This window comes from Glycocaulis sp., from assembly GCF_050485565.1.
GTDB lineage: Bacteria > Pseudomonadota > Alphaproteobacteria > Caulobacterales > Maricaulaceae > Glycocaulis.
On the sequence record NZ_JBJHBQ010000003.1, the window covers coordinates 48,245 to 69,682 of the forward strand.

At 62.0% G+C, this 21,438-nt stretch carries 22 protein-coding genes; 10 read left to right on the plus strand and 12 right to left on the minus strand.

Features of this window, described 5'->3' with window-relative positions:
* Positions 1-10 precede the first annotated feature (10 nt).
* On the plus strand, positions 11-2,287 hold the full coding sequence (locus ACQ5ID_RS04070) for a heavy metal translocating P-type ATPase (protein ID WP_429911197.1): 2,277 nt from the start codon (positions 11-13) through the stop codon (positions 2,285-2,287).
* A 9-nt stretch (positions 2,288-2,296) separates the two neighbouring features.
* Here ACQ5ID_RS04070 and ACQ5ID_RS04075 read toward each other — a convergent pair whose 3' ends face one another.
* Genes ACQ5ID_RS04075 through ACQ5ID_RS04085 form a run of 3 tightly spaced genes read right to left on the minus strand, consistent with a single transcriptional unit; the run spans position 2,297 to position 4,152 of the window.
* Positions 2,297-2,965: a class I SAM-dependent methyltransferase gene (locus ACQ5ID_RS04075; RefSeq protein ID WP_371395130.1), complete on the minus strand. Its 669-nt coding sequence runs from the start codon at positions 2,963-2,965 to the stop codon at positions 2,297-2,299.
* A 53-nt stretch (positions 2,966-3,018) separates the two neighbouring features.
* Complete coding sequence (cueR, locus tag ACQ5ID_RS04080) at positions 3,019-3,423, minus strand: Cu(I)-responsive transcriptional regulator (RefSeq protein WP_371395131.1); 405 nt, start codon at positions 3,421-3,423, stop codon at positions 3,019-3,021.
* A gap of 12 nt (positions 3,424-3,435) precedes the next feature.
* Positions 3,436-4,152, minus strand: coding sequence for a MauE/DoxX family redox-associated membrane protein (locus ACQ5ID_RS04085; protein ID WP_371395262.1), 717 nt, complete (start codon positions 4,150-4,152; stop codon positions 3,436-3,438).
* A gap of 242 nt (positions 4,153-4,394) precedes the next feature.
* On the opposite strand from ACQ5ID_RS04085, the gene ACQ5ID_RS04090 reads away from it, so the two are divergent.
* Together ACQ5ID_RS04090 and ACQ5ID_RS04095 are read left to right on the plus strand one after the other, a co-directional pair.
* On the plus strand, positions 4,395-4,796 hold the full coding sequence (locus tag ACQ5ID_RS04090; protein ID WP_371395132.1) for a hypothetical protein: 402 nt from the start codon (positions 4,395-4,397) through the stop codon (positions 4,794-4,796).
* Positions 4,793-5,008 (plus strand): GDCCVxC domain-containing (seleno)protein, encoded by a 216-nt coding sequence (locus tag ACQ5ID_RS04095; protein WP_371395133.1) that lies wholly within the window; start codon positions 4,793-4,795, stop codon positions 5,006-5,008. Before ACQ5ID_RS04090 ends, ACQ5ID_RS04095 begins: the two co-directional genes overlap by 4 nt.
* Before the next feature lie 242 nt (positions 5,009-5,250).
* On the opposite strand, the gene ACQ5ID_RS04100 is transcribed toward ACQ5ID_RS04095, so the two are convergent.
* The gene (locus tag ACQ5ID_RS04100) at positions 5,251-6,396 is read right to left on the minus strand and encodes an acyltransferase family protein (protein WP_429911198.1); all 1,146 of its coding nucleotides are present in this window, start codon (positions 6,394-6,396) and stop codon (positions 5,251-5,253) included.
* Between the two features lie 126 nt (positions 6,397-6,522).
* On the opposite strand from ACQ5ID_RS04100, the gene ACQ5ID_RS04105 reads away from it, so the two are divergent.
* Complete coding sequence (locus ACQ5ID_RS04105; RefSeq protein WP_429911199.1) at positions 6,523-7,965, plus strand: TolC family protein; 1,443 nt, start codon at positions 6,523-6,525, stop codon at positions 7,963-7,965.
* Positions 7,965-9,302, plus strand: a complete 1,338-nt coding sequence (locus ACQ5ID_RS04110; protein ID WP_429911200.1) for a multicopper oxidase family protein — start codon at positions 7,965-7,967, stop codon at positions 9,300-9,302. Before ACQ5ID_RS04105 ends, ACQ5ID_RS04110 begins: the two co-directional genes overlap by 1 nt.
* Positions 9,303-9,321: 19 nt before the next feature.
* On the opposite strand, the gene ACQ5ID_RS04115 is transcribed toward ACQ5ID_RS04110, so the two are convergent.
* From ACQ5ID_RS04115 to ACQ5ID_RS04125, 3 genes are read right to left on the minus strand one after another with little or no spacing between them, the layout of a single operon-like run.
* Positions 9,322-9,897 carry an RNA polymerase sigma factor gene (locus tag ACQ5ID_RS04115; RefSeq protein ID WP_429911201.1) on the minus strand — a complete coding sequence of 192 codons (576 nt, stop codon included), beginning with the start codon at positions 9,895-9,897 and terminating at the stop codon, positions 9,322-9,324.
* Positions 9,894-10,334, minus strand: coding sequence for a Spy/CpxP family protein refolding chaperone (locus ACQ5ID_RS04120; protein ID WP_429911202.1), 441 nt, complete (start codon positions 10,332-10,334; stop codon positions 9,894-9,896). Before ACQ5ID_RS04120 ends, ACQ5ID_RS04115 begins: the two co-directional genes overlap by 4 nt.
* Complete coding sequence (locus ACQ5ID_RS04125) at positions 10,331-10,618, minus strand: hypothetical protein (RefSeq protein ID WP_429911203.1); 288 nt, start codon at positions 10,616-10,618, stop codon at positions 10,331-10,333. The genes ACQ5ID_RS04120 and ACQ5ID_RS04125 overlap by 4 nt, the downstream gene beginning before the upstream one ends.
* Positions 10,619-10,799: 181 nt before the next feature.
* On the opposite strand from ACQ5ID_RS04125, the gene ACQ5ID_RS04130 reads away from it, so the two are divergent.
* Entirely contained in the window at positions 10,800-11,558 is a 759-nt protein-coding gene (locus ACQ5ID_RS04130) for a copper resistance protein CopC (protein WP_429911204.1), read from the plus strand.
* Between the two features lie 38 nt (positions 11,559-11,596).
* Here the strand turns inward: ACQ5ID_RS04130 and ACQ5ID_RS04135 are convergent, their stop codons facing one another.
* Complete coding sequence (locus tag ACQ5ID_RS04135; RefSeq protein WP_429911205.1) at positions 11,597-12,484, minus strand: CopD family protein; 888 nt, start codon at positions 12,482-12,484, stop codon at positions 11,597-11,599.
* A gap of 148 nt (positions 12,485-12,632) precedes the next feature.
* Here ACQ5ID_RS04135 and ACQ5ID_RS04140 point away from each other — a divergent pair, with 148 nt between their 5' ends.
* Positions 12,633-13,076 (plus strand): hypothetical protein, encoded by a 444-nt coding sequence (locus ACQ5ID_RS04140; RefSeq protein ID WP_429911206.1) that lies wholly within the window; start codon positions 12,633-12,635, stop codon positions 13,074-13,076.
* A 146-nt stretch (positions 13,077-13,222) separates the two neighbouring features.
* On the opposite strand, the gene ACQ5ID_RS04145 is transcribed toward ACQ5ID_RS04140, so the two are convergent.
* The 4 genes from ACQ5ID_RS04145 to ACQ5ID_RS04160 all read right to left on the minus strand — a co-directional run bounded on the left by ACQ5ID_RS04145 (position 13,223) and on the right by ACQ5ID_RS04160 (position 16,912).
* Positions 13,223-13,657, minus strand: a complete 435-nt coding sequence (locus tag ACQ5ID_RS04145; RefSeq protein WP_429911207.1) for a hypothetical protein — start codon at positions 13,655-13,657, stop codon at positions 13,223-13,225.
* A 43-nt stretch (positions 13,658-13,700) separates the two neighbouring features.
* Complete coding sequence (locus tag ACQ5ID_RS04150) at positions 13,701-14,162, minus strand: hypothetical protein (protein ID WP_429911208.1); 462 nt, start codon at positions 14,160-14,162, stop codon at positions 13,701-13,703.
* Between the two features lie 553 nt (positions 14,163-14,715).
* A complete protein-coding gene (locus tag ACQ5ID_RS04155; RefSeq protein WP_429911209.1) occupies positions 14,716-16,026 on the minus strand; it encodes a hypothetical protein in 1,311 nt (436 codons plus the stop codon).
* Between the two features lie 583 nt (positions 16,027-16,609).
* Complete coding sequence (locus ACQ5ID_RS04160; protein ID WP_429911210.1) at positions 16,610-16,912, minus strand: hypothetical protein; 303 nt, start codon at positions 16,910-16,912, stop codon at positions 16,610-16,612.
* A gap of 386 nt (positions 16,913-17,298) precedes the next feature.
* On the opposite strand from ACQ5ID_RS04160, the gene ACQ5ID_RS04165 reads away from it, so the two are divergent.
* The 3 genes from ACQ5ID_RS04165 (at position 17,299) to ACQ5ID_RS04175 (ending at position 21,424) form a co-directional block, all read left to right on the plus strand.
* Positions 17,299-17,661, plus strand: coding sequence for a hypothetical protein (locus ACQ5ID_RS04165; protein ID WP_429911211.1), 363 nt, complete (start codon positions 17,299-17,301; stop codon positions 17,659-17,661).
* Positions 17,662-17,759: 98 nt separating this feature from the next.
* Positions 17,760-19,058, plus strand: coding sequence for an outer membrane beta-barrel protein (locus tag ACQ5ID_RS04170; RefSeq protein ID WP_429911212.1), 1,299 nt, complete (start codon positions 17,760-17,762; stop codon positions 19,056-19,058).
* Between the two features lie 125 nt (positions 19,059-19,183).
* Positions 19,184-21,424 (plus strand): GumC family protein, encoded by a 2,241-nt coding sequence (locus ACQ5ID_RS04175; RefSeq protein WP_429911213.1) that lies wholly within the window; start codon positions 19,184-19,186, stop codon positions 21,422-21,424.
* The last annotated feature ends 14 nt before the right edge of the window (positions 21,425-21,438 follow it).

Sequence of the window (21,438 nt, forward strand, 5' to 3'; positions counted from 1 at the left end):
GGCAAGCGGCATGTCCGAAATTACAGCGCGTTCCGAGCACGAAGCCCGTTCCGAAGCCATACTTACCATTCCGGGCATGGGCAGCGATCACTGCGCAGGCATTGTTACGCAGTCCATCCGCCGGTTGCCCGGTATCGACGAGGTGAAGACCAATATCGCTGCCCATCGCGCCAATGTCCGCTTCGATCCGGCGCAGACTAGTCCCGACGCAATACGCTCTGCGGTGGAGAAGGCGGGATATGATGTTGCTGCAGTTCAAGCGGCCTCTTCGGCGCACGACAGTGAGGATGCCGAAGAACGATATCTTGCCCTGGCGGTGAAACGGCTGTGGATCGCGGCAATTCCCGCGACGCTGATCATGCTGCTGATGATCCCGCACATGTTCTGGCGCCCGGTGCCGGGTTATCTCGCCATCGTTGCGGTTCTGGCCTTTCCGGTCGTGTTTCTTTATGGCGGCTGGGCAACGCACAGATCGGCCTGGCGCTCGCTGACCAACCGCACCGCCAATATGGATGTGCTGATATCGATGGGCAGTCTGCCGCCCTATCTAATCGGGCTGGCCGGTTTCATCTGGCCGATGACCAGCTTTATCGAGATGGCAGCCACCATCATGACCTTCCACCTGCTGGGGCGCTATCTGGAAACCCGCGCCAAGGGCAGGGCCAGTCAGGCCATCAAGCGGCTGCTGGCGTTGGGAGCGAAAACCGCGACCGTGATCCGCGATGGACGCGAGGTGGACATCCCGGTCGCTGAGCTCGCTATCGGCGATGTCATGCGGGTGCGTCCAGGCGCCAAGATACCCACCGATGGTGAGGTGGTTGAAGGCACGAGCCATGTCGATGAATCCCTCGCCACCGGCGAGCCTGTTCCTGTCGAAAAGCAACCCGGCGATACCGTGCTCGGCGCGACCATCAACAAGGAGGGCGTTTTGACCGTGCGCGCGGCGCGCGTTGGAGCAGACACCTTTCTGGCGCAGGTAGTCCGGCTGGTAGAGGAAGCGCAAAGTTCAAAGGTGCCGATACAGGAGTTTGCCGACCGGCTGACCGGGCGCTTTGTGCCAGCGGTCATTGTGATCAGCCTCGCCAGTTTCGCGGCATGGCTGGGCTTTGCCGAGCAGCTACGTCCGATACTGGAGTGGGGCTCGGGCTTTCTGATGTGGGTGAACCCGGAGATCGCGCCCCTGCCTGCGGCCCTGCTGGCTGGCATCGCGGTTCTGGTGATCGCCTGCCCCTGTGCGCTTGGACTGGCTACGCCCACCGCGCTCATGGTGGGCTCCGGTCTGGGGGCGGAGCGGGGCATCCTGATCCGTTCCGGTGAAGCGATCCAGACGCTGAAAGACATCAAGCTGGTCGTTCTCGACAAGACAGGCACCATTACGATGGGCCGGCCTGCTCTGGTGGGCGTATCCGCTGCTGACGGCGTGACGGAGGACGAGGCGCTGCGCCTGGCCGCCAGTGTTGAAGCAGGCTCTGAACACCCGCTGGCTGAAGCGATGCGCAAGGGCGCTGAAGAAAGAGGCGTCAGCCTTACCCCTGTCAAAGGCTTCAAGGCGCACGCTGGCAAGGGGGTCGAGGCCCAGCTGGACGCTGAAACCGTGCGCGTCGGCAACCCGCGTTTCCTGACCGAAAACGGTGTTGATGTTCCCGACACGCTGCTGGACGCCCTCGCGGGGTACGAAAATAACGGGCAAAGCGCCGTACTTGTCGCGCGTAATGATGACGCCGTCGGTGTCATCGCGGTTTCCGACACGCTGAAGGCGGATTCCAGGGCCGCCATCGCAGCCCTGCACGCCATGGGACTGCACACGGTGATGATCACCGGCGATAACGAGCGAGCTGCGCGTCATGTCGCCGCTCAGGTCGGGATTGACCAGGTTCTTGCCGGGGTGCTGCCCGAAGGCAAGGCCGACGAAATCCGCCGCCTGCAGGAGCAGCATGGCCCGCATGTCGCCATGATCGGAGATGGCATCAACGATGCGCCAGCCCTGAAACAGGCCAATGTCGGCATCGCCATCGGCGCCGGGGCCGATGTCGCCATCGAGGCCGCGGATGTGACACTGGTGAGTGGTGAGCTGGGCAAGGTGGTGGAAGCCATACGGCTTTCGAAGGCGACTTTCCGCAAGATCGTGGAGAACCTGTTCTGGGCGTGGTTCTACAATCTGGCCGCCATTCCACTCGCTGCAGTCGGCCTGCTGCACCCGATGATCGGCGTCATCGCGATGACGGCCAGCTCTCTGTCGGTGATCGGCAACTCGCTCCTGCTGAAGCGGGCCAGATTGAGCGACTGAGCCTGAACGTCAGGCTCCCCGGTTAGCGGAATAGATCGAAATCGAGCCGGTGACAGTCGGGACAATTTTCGTCTCCCGAACGTCTTCAAATCCGGCCTGCTCCATCAGCAAGGGCAGCACGCCATCTGCGTTCGGGATTGTATCTTCAATCCCGTCCAGTCTCTGCACGGTGTTGCGGAACAGGGTCCGCATTAGCTTTGTCCTCTGCAAACCGTAATCGGCGATCACCAGCCGTCCTCCTACGGGCAGAATATCGAAAGCCTGCGACAGGATGCGGCGCTTCTCCGCCATCGGCACCTGATGCAACACCAGGCTGCTGGTGATCACGTCTGGCTGCCAGCCGTCAGGCAGGCTGGCCTCGCCAAAAAATCCCTCGATGAAAGTTATTCGCGCCTCGCGCTTACGTGCCTTGCGCTTCGCACGTGCCAGAACGGACGGGTCAGGATCAAGACCGGCCAGGTCCGCGCTAGGCTCCGTACCGCTTATTGCCAGCAGCAAGGCGCCGGTGCCGCACCCGATATCGAGTATCCGCATGCTGCGCTGGGGGGCGATGTCGCGGACAAGGGCGGTCCGCCACACCTTTTCACGCGTCATCAGCGCGATGGCTGCGTCGTAGGCGGGGGTCAGCCATGCCTTGCCGAGGGCGGGCGTGAAGGTTTGCGGGGCAGGGTCGGCCATGGTGGTGATCCTTGCTTGGAGCAGTGGGGTTGTGGGCGGTGTTGGACCAATGATCAGGTCGAGTTCGGGTCAGCAGTCGAGGCGATACGGTTGATGATCGGGCAGTCTGGACGGTCATCGCCTCCACAGGCCCTGGCCAGCGTCTCCAGTGCTGCAATCATCGCATTAAGTTCGGTGACGCGGGCACGTAGCTCCTTGATATGTCCGTTGGTGAGGTGTTTCACATCGGCGCTGGAGCGTGAGCGGTCCTGCCACAGGGCGAGCAGGGCCTTCACATCCGGCACCGAAAAGCCCAGCCGCCGGGCCGCGCCGATAAAGCGCAGCGTGTGGATGTCCTGCGGCGTGTAGACGCGATAGCCATTGGCCGTGCGCCCTGGCTGGAGGAGGGTAATCTCCTCGTAATAGCGGATCATCTTGCGCGAAATGCCGGACGCCTTTGTCGCTTCGCCGATATTCATCGCACCCGGCTCCTAAATCACGCCATACATGCGCAGCGGCATCCAGATCGCCATGGCGATCATGATCAGGTTCTCGGTCAGCGAGATGAAGCCCAGCGGCACGCGGCTCTCTCCACCCATGCAGGCGCATTTCAGCTTGCGCCGCTCGATATAGACGGCCCTGAACACCGAGACCGCGCCAATAGTGCCGATAAAGAGGGCGACCGGGGAGGCGAGCCAGATCAGGCTGCCCGCCAGCATGAGAAGACCTGCACCGGCCTCCGCAAACGGATAGATACGCCCATAGGGCACCCAGCGCCGCGCCAGCAGGTCGTAATTGAGGAACATGGTAGCGAAGGCTTCAATATTGGTCAGCTTCTGCAGGCCCAGCAGCACCATCGCGATGGCGATGAAATATTCCACCGTGTGCAGGCCGACGATAGGCATGTTCGATTGCCAGGCGACGGCGAGGGCGAGCAGGGCCGATATCGAGAACAGCGCAATCACGGGCGTGTAGGTCGTTTCCTTTTTCGGCTTTGCCACACCCAGATAGGCTTCCAGCGCCTCATAGCCGCCGACGCGCTGGCCATCGATGAAAGTCTGCGGCGTGGTCTTCACGCCATGCTCGGCCTTGAACGCGTCTACAGCCTCGCGGCTGGTCAGGAGGTGGTCCTCAACTTTGTAGCCCTTGCTGCGCAGGAGATGACGGCTCTTCAGCCCGTAGGGGCATTTATGCTCGGGCGTTTCCATGCGGTAGAGCTTGGCGGTCTTTCCGGTCACTGGAAGTTTCCTTTCAACGGTATGCGGGGTCGGCTGGCGCGTACCGTGAACCTTACCACCATGGGTGGGTCAAGGGCCGCGATGTAAGGGTCTGCACGACTGGATATGACAGGTCGGCCAGTGCCCGCTTTTTTGCTTTTACGCGACGAACTGCGGGATAGTTGTGGGCCCTTGGTGAGCTCACTGTGATGTGAGGTGACGCGCGCCGTTTCATGATCGACATTCGTGAGATGACGGATCGCTCTCTCGGCCAGGTTATAAAACGACCGGTGGAACCAGATCGCTTGGCCGGTGTGTTTGCGGGCGGCGGCGCGCTGGCCGCGTTATCCGGGTTGGCCGGCGCAACCTGTTGCATCCTCCCGATAGCCTTGGCCAATCTCGGGGCGGGAACGGCCTTGCTCCTCCACTTGCGTTTCTTTGTCCGTAACCAGCTCTGGTTATCCGCAGCCGCTTTGGCGCTTGTCGCGTTGGCCGGATATCTCGCGTTCCGCGGAGGGCGCAAACCGTCCCGGATCGTGACCGGGGTCCTCGTCCTGTCTGGCCTACTTGCCGCTGCGTCGCTCATTGTGCCGCACTTTGAGACGGAGCTTATGCGCTGGGTGTATGGACGATGAATGCGATCCTGACCCACTCGACGCTGACCTGCCCTGAATGCGGCCACGTTTCCCGAGACGAAATGCCGACCGACGCTTGCCAATTTTTCTACGATTGCAAGGGATGCGGCGCCGTGCTGCGTCCGGAGGCGGGTGATTGCTGCGTCTACTGTTCCTTTGGCGATGTTGCCTGCCCGCCTGTCCAAATGGACAAAGGCTGCTGCGGCACCTGATCCAATAGGGCGCGGGGGTACGCTTTGCCCACGCAGATCGAGGTCATCACACAACGACAGGCACACTCTTCACGATCCCCTGGGCCATTTCGGCAAACACATCCGCCTTGCGGCGTTGATCAGGATGAGGTGATTGGTCGGCTTAAGGTTGATCAGCGTTCTAGATGGCCTGACGGTCTTCCGTGTTGATTATGACGATCAACGCGATCCCGCAGGACAGTGGACAAGTGTTGGTTGGCGCGTCAGACGCCCTGACGCACCGTATTGATCCGCTCAGCGGTGCCAGTGGAACGTATTCTGCCCGGGTTAAGCAACGCGCGCAGGCGTGGTTTCAGGGCAAGCGCCGGTTTTTCGACCCAGACACGCATCAACCAGCCAGTCAGCAATGCTGCCGGTGCCATCACTACAAGCAATGTGAATGCTCCCGCCCCGGGATGGAGTGCGAGCACGATCTGGCCTATCGGCCAGTGCAGGATGTAGACGCCGTAGGATACGTCCTCGACCTCACGCACGGCCACGCCGATATGGCCTGGAATGCGCAGGAAGCCTGCCCACAGCGTGACATATCCCATCGCCAGCTGACCGGCGATCATGGCGGCAGGCGTGTCCTTGAGGGCAAAGGCGAAGAGGACAACCAGCAAGCAGCCGAGCGGCGTCAGGGCAATCCGGTCGCGCAACGCGAAGAACGCCGCCCCGGCCATGAAGGCACCGCCGAACCGCGCGGACGCATCAACCGTTGCCGCGCCGATCCCGTCCCATGGCTGTATCATGTGAACGACCGAGAATGCAGCGGTTCCCATAAACAGCGCCACAATGATGGATGGGCGGCGGAACAGCCCCACTGCCGCCAGAATGCCTGCGGCAAGGTAAGCCAGCAATTCATAGCGGATTGTCCAAAGCGGGCCGTTCATCTCCGGCATCGGATGGTCGGGAAACACGCCGGGGAGTCCGGCATGCGGATCAATCTGAGCGAGGATGAGCATAGGAAAGGCCCAGGTTTCCATCTGGGCGAAATATTCCGCGGGCACGTAGCTGCTGAGCAGAGGGCCAGCTACCAGCCACAACACCAGCACCGTAACGGCCAGTCCGGGGAAGATGCGCAAGAGCCGGGACAGGGCGTAGCCCGTCATGTCGGAAGAGCGTATCAGGCTCGCAGCGATCATATACCCGGAGAGAATGAAGAACCCGTCGAGCGCGAACTGCACCGCATTATCGACCAGCACCTCGGCTGCACCGGTGATAGGCAGCCCCATGGGCAGCATGATTGCGTGTCCGGCGAGCACAAGAAATGCGAAACCGATACGAATGGCCGTAAAGTTGTTGGCGCGGTCTTCCAGACGACCATGGCCGCCTGAAAGCAGTGTATTGAACCAGTTCGGAACACTCATACGCCATCTCCCCGTTCACGAGACGCCCAGTGCAAGACTCAATCCGTACCAGCGCTGGAGATGAGGGATCGTGCCGCCGGTCGCGTATTCGTTGACAAGCAACAACACATCGCGGGTGTTATACGAATGATACTCCTGAGGATCAGAGGCGCGTTGGCGTCCGGGGCGATAGCGCTGGCCGTTTCCGGATGCGCCAGCATCGCGTCTGACTCCAGCCTTGCAGAGGTCTCGGCACTGGTTGAAGCGCGCACAGGCGCCGCGCCGGGCTGGGCAAGGACCGATGAAGGCAGAGCCGCGCTGTCCGCCTCGGTCGACAGCCTTCTGGAAGCGCGGGTGGGAATGGATGAGGCCGTGGCCATCGCCTTTCTCAACAGCCCCGCCATCCAGTCTGATCTTGAGGAACTCGGCATAGCCAGAGCCGCATTCCTGTCGGCGGTGTTGCCACCGAACCCGGTCATCGAAGTTGTCCGTGCGGCCCGCGGCAACGAGCTGGAGGTGGGGTTGAGCGTGTCTCTCCTCGAGCTGCTGTTCTGGCCTCAGCGGGCAAGAGCTGGCGAAGCGCGCATGGACGCGGCGAGGGCTGACGCGGCGCGGCGGCTTGCTGACGCGGCAGCAGATGTGCGGATCGCCTATGTGGATTACGTTGCAGCCCGCCAGGCGCTTGATCTTTACGAGCAGGCTGAAAGCGCGGGTGAAGCGGCCCGGCTGGCCGCGCAGGCGATTTATGCTGCAGGCAATATCGCACGCGTCGATCTGGACCGGCAGCGCCAGTTTGCAGCACGGATGACAGCGGAACGCATGCGTGCGGAAGGCCGCATCGGCCCGGCATTCGAGCGTCTGACCGCAGTCCTCGGCCTGGACGGACAACAGGCGGCCGCGCTTCAGACGTTGTCGCGTCTTCCTGCTCCGCCAAACAGGGTGATAGATGCGGACCGGGTAGCAGCGGCTGCCGTCAGTGACAGCTTCCCGGTGGCCGTGGCGGAAGCGAGGCTCCGGGAAGTGGCCTCGCGGGGCGGTATCAGGAATGTCGAAGCTCTGCTGGGTGATGTTGAACTGATCGGAGAGTTCGAGCGCCGGGGCCGTTGGTCTGAAGCCTACGGGCTGGGTTTTAGGCTGCCTCTTGATCTGGGAGCCTCCGGAAGCTTGCGGGCAGGGGCAGAGTTCAGGCAGGCCTGGCAGCAGCTCCAGCAAGCGCGCATGGATAGCCGTTCCGCCAGCCGTTCAGCGGCCATGCGAGCAGAAGCGGCCCGTGAACTGGCCCTGTTCCATCGCGACGTATCCCTTCGGATTTCCGCCGATGTATTCGACGGCGTGGTCCGGGACTTCAATGCCATGCAGATCGGCATGTTCGAGCTTCTGCAGGCGCGGCGCGACCGGGTCGAGGCGGGCCGCGACTATGTTCAGGCCGTTGCCGAATACTGGCAGGCACGCGCCGACCTTGAACGGCATGTACGGGTGGCGGAGATCGAAACGTCACCTGAACCGTCCCGTCGGCAGGAAACGCCCGCAAACGCTCCGTCTCCTGCAACACATGATCGAACCCACCAGCATGAAGGGCATGTTCACTGATGAGCCAGTTTCTACTTAGCCGTCGCGGAGCGATTGCCGCAGCCGGTCTGGCCGCAGCCGGGGCAGGTCTGGCAACGGGCCGCGCGAACGCCTCGGCGTCCAATCCCGGCCCCCATCATGCGCGCAGCGTGGAACCCGGCGACTACCCTCCCGGAGAGCCCGGCGTTCACTACACTCCTGTAGTCACGCCGAACGGCTCAACGCTTCCCTACAGGCTCGTCGGCGGCGTGAAGGTGTTCCACCTTGTCGCTGAAGAGGTCGAGCACGAGTTCGCGCCGGGGCTGACGGCTACCTGCTGGGGCTTCAATGGCCAGGTCCATGGCCCCACGATTGAAGCCGTTGAGGGCGACCGGGTGCGGATTTACGTCACCAACCGGCTGCGCGCGGCGACATCGGTCCACTGGCATGGCCTGATCCTGCCGTCCGGCATGGATGGTGTCGGCGGCCTGACGCAGAGGCTGATCCGTCCGGGCGAGACGTTCCGGTATGAGTTCCCGCTCGTGCAGCACGGAACGCAGATGTATCACGCCCACCACGACGAAATGACCCAGATGGCAATGGGAATGATGGGTATGTTCGTCATCCACCCCCGCCGGGCTGAGCGGCGTGTCGACCGCGACTTCGCCCTGCTTCTGTCGACGTGGAAGATCAGGCCGGGAGCGCGCCGTCCCGATCCCAACGAGATGACGGATTTCAACATCCTGACGATCAACGCCAAAGCCTTCCCCGGCACCGACCCGCTGGTGGTGAGGCAGGACCAGAAGGTCCGCATGCGGGTGGCCAATCTGTCGGCGATGGACCATCACCCATTCCACGTGCACGGCCATACCTTCCAGGTTGTCGGCACTGACGGCGGCGAGATACCGGAAGCGGGGCGCTGGCCGGAAGCCACGGTCCTGGTGCCGGTTGGCTCTGCACGCACCATCGAGTTTGTTGCAGATAATCCCGGCGACTGGGCCGTTCACTGCCACATGACCCATCACGTCATGAACCAGATGGGACACGATATCGAGAACATGGTCGGAGTGGACCAGTCCTCGTTTGCCGGGCTGGTTGGAGATCTGGTGCCCGGCTACATGGCGATGGATGGCAACGACATGGCGGCCCACGGCGAACATGTCGAAATGGGCCATATGGCCATTCCTGAGAACTCCATCCCGATGGTGGGAGCACAAGGTCCGTTCGACTATATCGGCATGGGCGGGATGTTCACGATCATGAAGGTGCGTCCCGGCATCACACGCTATGATGATCCGGGCTGGTACAGGGCACCGGACGGAACCACGGCGCGCGTGGCAACACCCGGCGAACTCTCGCGGGACGGCATTCGCACGTGACGGGTGGCTTCACCCGGTTTCAGGAATCCTCAGGCAGCTGGAGCGTTTGCGCCAGCGCCTTGCGGGCACGGTAAAGGCGGTTTTCGACAGCCTTGGCACTCATTCCGAGAACGGCTCCGGCCTCAGCCATGGTGAGGCCCTCGAGGGCGGTGAGCAGCAATGGCGCCTTGAGACCGTCCGGCAGGCTCGAGATGGCGGCATCGGCCCGGCGCAGCTCATCGCGGTCCAGAAGCCGGGTTTCAGGACCGGCCTCGGGCGAGGGCGGATCAGCCTGCCTTTCGGAAACCTGGCCGAGCGCCATCATGAAACGGCGAACCTTCCGGCGCCGCGCCATATCACGGCACTTGTTAAGGGCAATCGCGCGAAGCCAGACATCGAAAGCCCGGCCAGTATCGAACCTTGCCAGCGCCTGCCAGGCCGAGATGAACGTGAGCTGCACAATCTCCAGAGCATCATCGCTATTGCCGCTGTAGCGGCGCGCAAAGCGGTACAGCCCGTCCTTGTGGCGTGTCATTAACCGCCCATAGGCACGCTCTTCACCTGCGAGAGCGCGGTGAACGAGGTCGGTGTCGCTGTCTTGTGGCTCCCCGGTCACCAGTCCTGATCGGTCAGGGAAGCGGTTACGGTCGCATCAAAATGTTCTCTCTGGCTGGCATCGAGTATCTCGCGCACATCGAGAACATAGCGGATCGTCTCCAGCTGAAGCTCGCCCATCGCGTGATGGAAGTCATGGATCGCGGCGCGAACATTGTCGTCGAGCTGGTGGTCTGCCTCGATGGCTGCCGCCAGCCGGGTATTCGCCGCACGCATTTCGCGTTCGCGGGCCTGACGTTGAGCGGTATAGCGCGCCTCGATCTCGGCGACGCGGGCTCTCTGCTCTGCAGACAGGTCCAGCTCGTGATGTATGATGCGGTGAAGGGATGGCTCTGCTGCAGCGGGCGAGAAGTAATGTGTGGCGCACCAGGCCGCAAACACGCCTGCAAGGACCGCGAGGACGAGGCTGAGAGCGAGGTAGATACGAAGTCGCGTCATCGGCTTGTTCTCGTCAGCAATGTCGATGGAGCAAGCGGGGTGTTGGTGGAGAACACCGCCATATCCTCTGCCGCATGCGGTTGCGGCGCGCTAAGAAGCGCCGTGGCAAAGCCGAGCGCTAGCGCCGAGGCCGTTGCCGTTACAGGAAGTGCGCGCAGCCAGGCCGTTACCCGGCCAGCCTGCATGGCTTCGATCCGGCTCCAGACGCGCGCTTCCAATCCGGTGAGATCGCGGTCTGGCTCTGTCCTGAGTAGGCGGGTCAGAAGATTATCCAGCTGGTTCATGGTTTTCGCCTCATACGTCCTAAGATTTTACGTCCCGGCGCGGCATGTCCCTCATCTGCTGGTGCCCACCGGCCGGTAACGGCGCGGCGTTCCAGCTGAAATGATCCGTCAGCGGCCGGGAAGGGATAACGCCCGCTAATGCGTAAATACTCCAGAAACGCCTGATCAGGGAGAGCAATCAATGCCATTACTCAGACTCGCAATAGCCAGCGCCGCCGTCATGTTGCTGGCCGCCGCCGCGTTCGCACACACGGTGATGACCCATTCCAATATCCGCGATGGTGACGTGCTGGGCGAAGCGCCTTCGTCGTTCGATTTCGGTTTTGCCGATCCTGTCTCTCTCGTCGGGCTTGAGCTTGCCGTTGTCGACGGAGACGCAATCGATATCGGGTTTGAGCGCGTTCGGGGAATGCAGGACGAGTTTTCGGTACCGTTCCCGCCGCTCGAAGAAGGCAATTACGTAATCAGGTGGCGCGCCGTAGCGCAGGACGGCCATGTCATGCGCGGCGAAATAGCCTTCGAGCTGAACGCCGATGCACACGCCGATGAGCACGGGCAACAGTCTTCCGGACACGACGATCACCATGCTCATCACCACGACCATCACCATGGTCATCACGATGAGGACGCGCACGATGATCACGCAGGGCATGGTGATATGGTGGGGCTGATCCGGTCAGTCCCGTCCGACGGTGCTACCGTCGATAGCGGCCTCGAACGGATTGAGCTGCATTTCGATCACCCGATGGCCGTGCGGTCGATCCAGCTGTCTACGCTCGCAATGGAGCGGATTACCGTTGAGTTCGAGGCGCAGGAGGCCCCAGTCACCTCCATTGAGGCCGCTACCGAACCTCTTGACCCCGGCGAATACGAGTTGAGCTGGCGGGCTGATGGTGGCGACCATGAGATGAGCGGGACTGTCCGCTTCACTGTCGAGTAGAGTAGAGGCGCTGGCGCTTGATGCAGGTGCGCGTGCGATCAGCCAGAATGGGGCGGGGTTATACCCAGTACGGCGACGCACGCCACCACGCCTGCGCCGAGACCGGCCTCCACCAGTACCGCCCATCGTATCCGTCCGGCGGCCTGATCGGTCAGGTGCTGGGCGAGCGCTGGCGCAAGAACGAAGCGGTTGAGCGCCGCAAGGCCTACCATCCCGGCAAACAGGGCGAGCTTGACGATCAACCAGCTGCCATAAGCGGTCTCGAGCGTCGACATCACCCGGCCCGGCCCCGCAACAAGCACGGTGTTAGTCACGCCCGTGAAGACCAGCGCCGCGACGGCAACGCTCCCGATGCCGGAAAAGCGCGACAGGAGCTGAGCGGTCCGCTGGCGGTAGTCTCTCGACGCAGCCTGCGGAGCGAACAGCCGCGAAAGAAAGAGGCCAAGCGCACCCAACCACACTGCCGCTGCGAGTATGTGGGCAACGGTAGAGACTTTGTGCAGCCCGCCTTGCAGGCCCTCACCGGAGGCGGCATGGCCGGTCCAGGCGAAACTCGCGAGCGCTGCAGCGAGGAGCACAAGGGCGGCCCATGCTCCAGATTGTCCGCGCCAGACCAGAAGCGCGCCGAGTGCGAGACCGGCAAGGATCGTGCGCGCGAGGAAACCCAGGGCCGGATCGAAGGTCGTCAGAATGAAGACCGCTCCATCCGGCGAGAACACCTCAGGCCACGAGTCCAGGACCGCGTGAGAGAAGATCAGACCATTTGCAAGAGCTCCGGCGGTCAGCAGGCCGCAGCAGAGTGCGAGGACCACCCGGCTTGCCCTGCCGGGTTTTTCCCCCGCCCAGAGCAGGGCTGCGAGAACACCGGCACCAAGCAGCCCCGTCCCGTATTGCAGTGTGCGAACAGTTATCTCCGCAGCGTCCATGATGCCCACTCCAGCGGTCTTGCACTAAGGGCCTATACGCGCCGGAGTCCAGCGTCACTTTGTCCAGTTTCACCTGCTCCGGGAAGGGCATCGCCCAGACCGGACGCCATCACACCTGACAGCCTTCAATGATAGCAAGGAGAAGAAGATGACCTTTGTTTCGCTCGGAGTCCGGCTTGCCGCCGCCACGCTCTTCGGCCTCTGGACGACCGCCGCGCAGGCACACGAGGTGGAAGTTGTCGGCGATGGCCGCTATCTCGTGATCGTTGGCTTCGTTAACGAGCCGATCTTCACTGGTGAGCGTAACGGCCTTGATCTGATCATCCGCCCTGCAGGCGAACGCGAAGCGATTCCGGGGCTGGAAGACGGACTGTATGCCGAGCTCATTGCGCCAGATGGCGAAACACGCAGAGCCTTCGATATACGCCCGCAATATCCGCATCCCGGACGCTATACCTTTGACGTGATGCTGACAGAGCCTGGCCGTTATCACGTGCGGGTGTGGGGCGAGATTCACGATGTCAGTTTCGATGTGACGCTGCCACTCGACGAGGTGACACCGATTTCAACGCTGCGTTTTCCAACGGAGTGATCCCAGCAGCAGCGCTCGCCAATCGCTCTATACCGCTGCCAGACGCGCTTGGCGGGTTTGCGCTACCTTGACCAGCACCGGACACAGGGATGCTCGCCTGCGAGCGATATGGAGTCACAGGCGAGCATTCCGGTGTGAGAGCTACGCTAGACCGTCGGGTTCTTGCCCGAGGCCGCGCGGTGGGCCTTCACGATCTCGAACTCCTCCTCGGTCACGATCCGGTCGAACACGCCCAGCAGGGCCGGAGCGTCCTCATGGGTGCCGATATACTGCTCCAGCCACATCCGGAGCAGGGGCGCGAGCTCGATGTTGAAGAGGCCGGAGAGCTGGACGAGCTTCTCGATGGGCACGCGGCTGCGGCCTGACCGCCATTGCGAGAGGATGTTCGGCTTCTGATAGCCGAGCCTGGATGTCAGATCATTCGCCTGCCAGCCCCGGCTGGCGAGCAGATCGTCGATCCGCTCGTCGATCCACATGGCTAGCTCGTAGCCGGGACCGGTCTCCTTGTCGCCGGGTGGACGGCCAGCGCCTGCGCGGGGACCGCCCTTGCCCTTGATGCGGTTGGGTGCGTTGTAGGTCATCATCTCATCCTTTGGTGCTTTATATCGCGCCATGACCGCCCCGCTATACCGCTTCCATGGCCCGCAACGCATCGCGCCGCTGATGACCGGAGGCTATTATCCACCGGAGCAGATCGAGATGCTCATCCGTGATGGCGGTGAGCTCGATCCCGGCGCGCTTCATCCGGGCGAGGAGCGCATGCGCCTCGGGGCGCACACAGCGCCCGGCCAGTTCGGTCAGCGCCTTGCCTTCGACGCTCTGCGTTGAAAGCAGCTGCGCCGCCCATAGCGGAAACAACTCTTCCGGGTGCGTGCCGGTGATCTCGGCCAGGGTGAAGATCGCTCCAGGTGGGACGGCACGCGTGCCCTCCTTCCACTGGCGGATACCCCCTTGCTGGGCATAGCCGAACCGGCGGGCGATCTGCATGTCGTCCATGCCGGACAGCGTATTGAGGTTTTCTGTCAGCCAGCGCGCGATCAGCGATGCCGGGGCGGTGGTGGTGGAAGGCGTTTGTGCCTGTGTCATGGTGCGTGTCTCTCATGTGTGTTGGTTTCCGGTGCAGCGCTATTGCTGACCGTCTGACCATCACGATAGAGACCGCAGGGTCCCGTTCACTTGGGAGATCGCGTCGGACACGGTCCCTAGCAGCAAGGGGTATGGGGAGGGGTGCTGATCCGGCCCGCCGGTATGGGCGGCATTTTCGAAACGCCGGTGGTGACAGGCAGACGAAGCGGCGTTTTGCCTACGCCTTATGCCTGCCCCGCCAGACCCATACTACGCAGATGACATGCCTCTGCAGGCGTTTTGCCGCTCCGCCTTTCGCCTATACCGGCACATGGACAGCCGCAAACCGCCCAAATCCCGGAACGAAACATGGCGCAAGGCGGAAGAGCGCGGCAAGCTATTGATATATATGACTATATATAGCGTCGGAGCCTGACTGGCTTCGCCTCTCCCGCCTCTCCCCTACGTCACAATGCTTCCCTTTTCGTCCCGCCAGATTCCCTGGCAAGGGCCGTAGGTTCCGGATTGAGGCCCGGGACGGAAGGAAACATGAAGCAAGCGGAACCTGGGCCAGTCACGCCCCGGACGTCTTGTTGGCCCGCTTGGCAGCGTTGAACGCCGCCTCTCCACGTTTACGCAGGCTGTTGGTCGCGGTCAGGAGCTGCGTGGTCCCCAGATTGTGCTTTGATGTCGCCTGATGCTTGAAAGGATATTCACCCCATCGCGCCGGATTGTAGAGCGATTGGATGTTCACCTTGCGCTTGAGCGTGGTGACGTCCAGCTTCGTCCCGCCCAGCGCCATGAGGGCTGATTTGACCTGCTCCAGAGTAGCCCTGTCGTTGGGCAGGTCGATGACACCGTGAAAGTGCGGGGCCTCGCGAGGGCCTCGTTCCAAGACGATGAAGAAGTCGGGCCGGTGCCCAAACCTCCGTTTGAGCAACTTGCTGATGCGGTCCTGGAGTTGCTGGGCCAGCGTCCGGCTCCGCCCCGCTGCGCTCCTGACCATCTCGTCCGTGAGATTGACCGAGATAGCCAGACCCTTACCGCCTTCATGAACAGCCCTTGCCATCATCACGGCTTTTGTCTCCTCCGGCGTTCCGTCCCAACGCTTTCTCTTCGGAGCAGAGCCTGTAGCTGTTTTTTTAAAAAGGGGGGTAACTGGTATGGTCCCGCCGCCGGGTATGGCAGCAGGTGCGGAGCCCAATGCTGGCGTAGCAATCCCGGTGGGGTCACTGCTTGAAGTGGCAGCTGTCGGCGTCGCAATAGCTGGCACCTTCATCGCGTCCGCTTTGGCGAAATACCGTTCAGCTCGCTCGTCGTGGTTTTCCACCTTCCTGAGCGCCTTGCCGAACATTTTCCGAATGGCCCGCTGCGCATCCCGCTCGGCGACCAGCTTCATGGCTTGATCGCGAATGAACTCGTCGATGAACGGATTGCTGGTCGGCGCAGCGTCCGGGTAGAAGACGCCTTCCGGCACATCGTCGAGATTAACGTCGGCCATATAGGGATAGGGGACCGGCTTGCTGTGATCGTCTTTTCCAGCTTCACCCTCAGCGCCTGACGCGCCATTGGCTTTGGCCTTCGTTTCAAGCTTGGCCTCCAGCTTGCGCTGAACCTTCCTGCGGTCGATTACACGATTGCCGAACTGGGCTGGATTTTGGGTGTCGCGTTTATGAGCAAAATCCGCCGCCACAGCATCGACCAGCCCGCCGAGTTCTGCCTCCCAGGCATCGAGAGCGCCTTCCTGCTTCAGTACGCGCAGAAACTGCCGGAGGTCGGCGACATCCCGTTCGTAATCGACCCGTCGCGATCTGCGAATTGCATGCAGCTCCTCGACATATTCTCCAGCGGTTGTTGGCAGCTTATATTTTGGCGTTCTTGGCATCGTAGGTGTTCCATGGGGCATGATCCGCACGGCACCTCCCATATGGGTCCCGCGCAGAAAATCCGGTCTGGGAATGGCATGACCAGGGTCGGGCAGCACGCCGTTTTCTAGGACTTCGTCTTTGTCCGCGCGGTACGCTGATCAGGGGATAAGACAGATCAGATCGAGCTCTTGGCTGTCATGTGAGTCGATGGGCACTCCGCATAAATCTCTCGTCGGTCGGAATGGCGACGGCAATTCCCTCACCACCCCTCTGGTCGTCTGGGCACCGTGGCCTTCCTGCGGTCGCGCCATCGACGGGCAGGGGCCTCCAGTGAGCGACGCTATCCACGCGAGATTGATTCCAGCAACCGGTTTTTCCTGTGGAATCGAGATGCCCTTTTCAACGGTGATTTCAACGGTGGGGCTTGTCGAACACATTGAAAGGCAATAAGAAATTGATTGCATTGAGAGAATCTTTTCAACGGAAGGACCTCCCCTAGGGCCTGCCACCGCGTGAACCTCCCGAAAATATTCTGAGCTGAACGTCCTGCATGCATGCCGCGCATTGCGGCGTACCGGCACGGTGACGGTTGTGGCGGGGCTAGCCAGCCAACATGGCCGCGCACCAGACCAGAGCGGCCCAGGCCAGAGCGTTGCTGACCACGACAAACGCCAGCGTCCGCCGCGTGGACCATCGCCCGGCTTCTGCCAGCAGCTCCGAACCCGTCAGTTGAAAGCTGAAGCCTGTCAGCTGGGCATCAAGATGGCGTTGAAGCTCTTGGGCAGGGGAGAGGACAGGGGGTGATGAAGCCGTTGCCGTGTCCAGCGCCGGGGCCGACTGTGTCTCACCTGCACGATTGTCGACACTGCCGGGCAGCGCACGGGCATTGGCGCTGTCAGCCATTCTGGATCGCGCATTGGCAGTCATCGCAATAGCCTCAGTAAATTTTCGACTCTTCAAGTATTGCGATTCAAGCACTTAAAGAAACGATAATTGAACGGCTGCGGCGATGATGTTGCGGTGCCGGCACTGCCGTGCCGGCATTGCGGTGGCCAGGCAGGTGAACAGGCGCGCAGGGCCTTCACTGTAACTTTTATGCATCTGGTGGGTGGAAGAATCGTTTGGCGGCCCGGATACGCCTTCTGGGGCGTGATTTTACTAGCAACGTCAAGACAAATTTGATAATGGTAAATGGAAGGTAAATTCGGGGGTTTGCAATGAAAACCGCAATAAAGCTTTCCAAAGTCATTTTGGGTGCCGCAGTATTTGCTCTCGCGCCAGCTGGTGCCATGGGTGTGACCGCTCACGCCATCACTGCCGTGCAGGAAGCGCCGACCGCGCAGGAAGTCGCTGATGCGATTGTTGCTGCCGTTGCCGCACTCGGCCCGGACGCCAGTGCCGAGGAAATCGAGGCAGCCATTGTGGCGGCGATCCTCGCCAGTGGCGCTGACAGCCAGACGGCTGCTGCTGCGCTTGCAATCGCGTCGGCCAGTCCGGTGATGCAGAGCGCAGCCGCTCAGGCAGCGGCCCAGAGCGTATCCGGCCAGCTGGCTAGCTCCGGTGTTGCCGGTGTGCCGGGCGGCCCTGCCGGTGGCGCGGCTACACCTCCGCCGCCTCCGCCTCCTGGTGGCCGTGGCGGCTCTGACTACTAAGACGACACAGATCCGGCGGCGGATGGTCTGAAGCAGGCCACTCCGCGAGATGATCCGGACATCGGACGCGGCGGGACGCATTCTAAGGTGGGGACGTGATGGCTGGTCTCAGCAACAAATTGTTTTCGGGCGTTGGCACATTCGCGCTGACGGTAACGGCAGGCGGTGCCTTCAGCGTTGGTGCCGCCGCCGATGCGGATGCCCAATGGCTTTGGGATCGTGACCGCAATGTCAGCGTCACGCAGCGGCCACGCCCGGAGTATGACGCGCTGGGTTTGCGCTCCGGCGCCTTCATCTGGCGTCCCGCCCTGGAGCTTGGTGTCGAATTCAACGACAATATTTTCGCCACCGCGACCAACGAAGAATCCGACACGATCTTTGTGATCGCTCCATCGGTGACGGTGGACACGACCTGGTCGAGGCACGCCTTCAATGCGTTTGCCAATGCGCGGCGCAATGAGTACGCCGATTTCGGCTCCGAGAGCACGACCGACTACGCGCTGGGCGCGGGCGGACGGCTGGATATCTCGCGGGGCAGCGCCATTATCTCTGGCGTATCGCACAGCCGTTCGACAGAGCCGAGAACCTCGGCCGGCGCCGCAGGCTTTGCCGCTGAGCCCATCCGCTTCGACACCACCACTTTCGCTATCGGGGCCGAGCATACCTTCAACCGTCTGCGCCTGCGCGGCGGCTATGATTTCGCCAAGTCCGACTATGACGATGCTCGCCTGATTGGTGGCGGCATTGCCAGCCAGGGCTTCCGCGACCAGAACACGCATCGTTTCACCGTGCGCGGTGATTTGGCGATCAGCCCTGATACTGCGGTGTTTGCCCGTTATCGCTATAACCAGCGCGATTTCCGCCTTGCGCCGCCCGCCGTGGCGACCAACCGGGACTCCGACGGCTACACATTTGATGTGGGTGTGGAGTTTGATCTTGGCGGTCTGGCCCGCGGCGGAATCGGCGTGGGTTACATGAAGCAGGATTATGACAGCCCGGCATTCGGCACCGTCGATGGCGTAAGTATTGACGGCATGCTGGAATGGTTCCCCACCCAGCTGACCACCCTTACCTTCACCGCCAGCCGCGGCATTGAGGACTCCGGTATCGCGGCGTCGTCTGGCTATCTGGGAACGGCGGTTTCGGCCCAGGTGGACCATGAGCTGCTGCGCAACGTCATCCTGACGGCCCGGCTTGATTACGCCAATGACGAGTATCAGGGCATTGACCGTGAGGACCAGCGCTGGGGCACCACTGTCCAGGCAACCTATCTGATGAACCGCAATGTTGGCCTGTCGGCCAGCTATAGCCATCTCGATCAGAGCTCGTCAGGTACGGCAGGCCCGCGCGATTTCCGCACGAACCGCTTCGTGGTCGGAGTTGTGCTTCAGTACTGATGCGCGCGCCGGAATGCGGGCGGTGCCGGCCCCCTTTTTGCTTTCCAGTTGACAATTTCTGGTGGCTAGGCACTTCGTCAGGGGTGCGCGTCCGTACGGCCGTGTAGAGACAATCCGGGGTATTCATGGCGTTTAATCAAGGCCCGCAGCAGGTTCATGCCGATCAGCCCGGTGATGACGAACTGATAGATTTGCGCCAGTTGTGGCGGATTTTCCGCCGCCGCCTGCCGGTCTTTGCCGCTGTCGCGTTCGCCGTTTTTGCGCTGACGGTGATCGTGACCATGCAGATGACGCCGCAATACACCGCGACGGCCAGCGTGATTATCGATCCACGCCAATCACAGGTCATCGATATCGACGCGGTTCTGACGGGCCTGGGATCTGATAGCCAGGCGCTGGACACCGAAGTCCAGCTGATACAGAGCCGCTCACTGGCTCTCACTGTCATAAACAGCCTCGACCTCACATCCGACCCGGAGTTCAACACCCGTCTGCGCCAACCCTCCGGGCTGGGGGCGGTAGCCAGCGCGCTGCGCGGGTTTTTCTCCGCTCTCGTGCCTTCACAGGCGGCTCAGAGCGATGCGGATGAAGAGCAGCGTACACTCGAGGCGGTAACCTCCGCGGTGCTCGACCGGTTGTCTGCCCGGCGTACGGGGCTGACTTATGTCATCGCCATCTCATTTCGTTCGGAGAACCCGGCCAAGGCCGCCCGGATCGCCAACCAGTTCGCCGATCTTTATCTGCTGTCCCAGCTGGAAGCGAAGTTTGATGCGACCGAACGGGCCAATACCTGGCTGAACACGCGGCTGGAGGTGTTGCGCGAGGAAGTGCGCACGGCCGAGCAGGCCGTCGAGATGTACCGGGCAGAACACGGATTGCTGGATGCGGGTGGCAGCAATCTGACAGAGCAGCAGATATCCGATCTCAACGCTCAGCTGGCGATACAGCGCGCCGAGCTGTCCGCCGCCGAATCCTCCTTGCGCAGCGTGCAGGCGCAGCTCCAGCGCGGTGCTTCGCTGGACACGATTGGCGAGGTGCTGCGGTCTGAAACCATCCGCGCCTTACGCGCGCAGCAGACCGAAACCAGCCGCCGGCGCAGCGACCTCTCCTCGCGCTATGGCCCGCGTCACCCGGAGTTTCTGGCTGTTGAGCGTGAAGTGGCCGATCTTGAGGAACAGATTTCCCGCGAGATCCAACGCATTGTTGCCGGGCTTGAAACCGAGGTGAATGTTGCGCGCCAGCGTGTCTTCTCCTTGCAGAACACGCTTTCCGGCTTCCGTGACGAACTGATGACCAATAATCGGGCGCTGGTGCGCCTGCGCGAGCTGGAGCGTGAAGCAGAAGCCTCACGCACCCTGTTTGAATCCTTCCTGAACCGCTTCCGGCAGACCAGCGAGCAGGATGATCTGGCAACGGCCGATGCGCGCATCGTGGCGCGCGCGCCGGTGCCGTACGAACCGAGCGCACCAAACTGGCTGCTCAACCTGGCGCTGGGCCTTGTGCTGGCCGGCGTGGCGGGCGCCGGTGTCGTGGCGCTGCTGGAGGTGTTCGATAACGGTGTGCGCACCGAGGCCGATGTCGAGCGCGAACTGGGCGTGGGGCATATTGCGTCCATACCGATGCTCGCCCAGGCCCGCTTTGGGCGCAAGAAGTCCGGCACGGACAGCCAGCCCTATGACTATATCCGCGAAAACCCGCTCTCGGGCATCGCGGAGTCCTTCCGGGTTATTCGCTCGGCCATACTGCTGTCGAACATCGACACCGTGCACAAGGTTGTTGCCATCACATCGGCGCTGCCAGGTGAAGGCAAGACCACCACCACCTATTCGCTGGGTCGCATATCGGCGATGTCAGGGTCAAAAACGCTCATTCTCGATTGTGATCTGCGCCGCCGGTTGCTCACGAAGGCGGCTGCCCCGGATGCCTCAAAAGGACTGTTGGAGGTATTGTCGGGCGATTGCACGCTGGACGACGTACTGGTTGAGGACGCCGAACAGGGGCTTCACATTCTTCCTGTGGTCGAATCCCAGTTCACGCCGCGCGATGTGTTCAGCTCTGATTCCTTCCGCTCGCTCATGTCTGTCGTGCGCGAGCGCTATGATCTGGTGCTGATCGACACCGCGCCCGTGCTGGCCGTTACTGACACACGCGTCATAGCGGCCAAAGCCGACGCCGTGGTGATGAATGTCAAATGGAAGACCACCCCGCGTGAAGCGGCGGCGAGCGCGCTGGGCACCTTGCGCGATGTGAAGGCCAACGTGCTGGGCGTTGCGCTGGCGCAGGTGGATATGAACGCGCAGGCCCGCTACGGTTATGAAGGCTCGTCCTATTACTACAAGAACTATCGCAGCTATTATTCGGGCTAGGGGTCCGGTCTGTG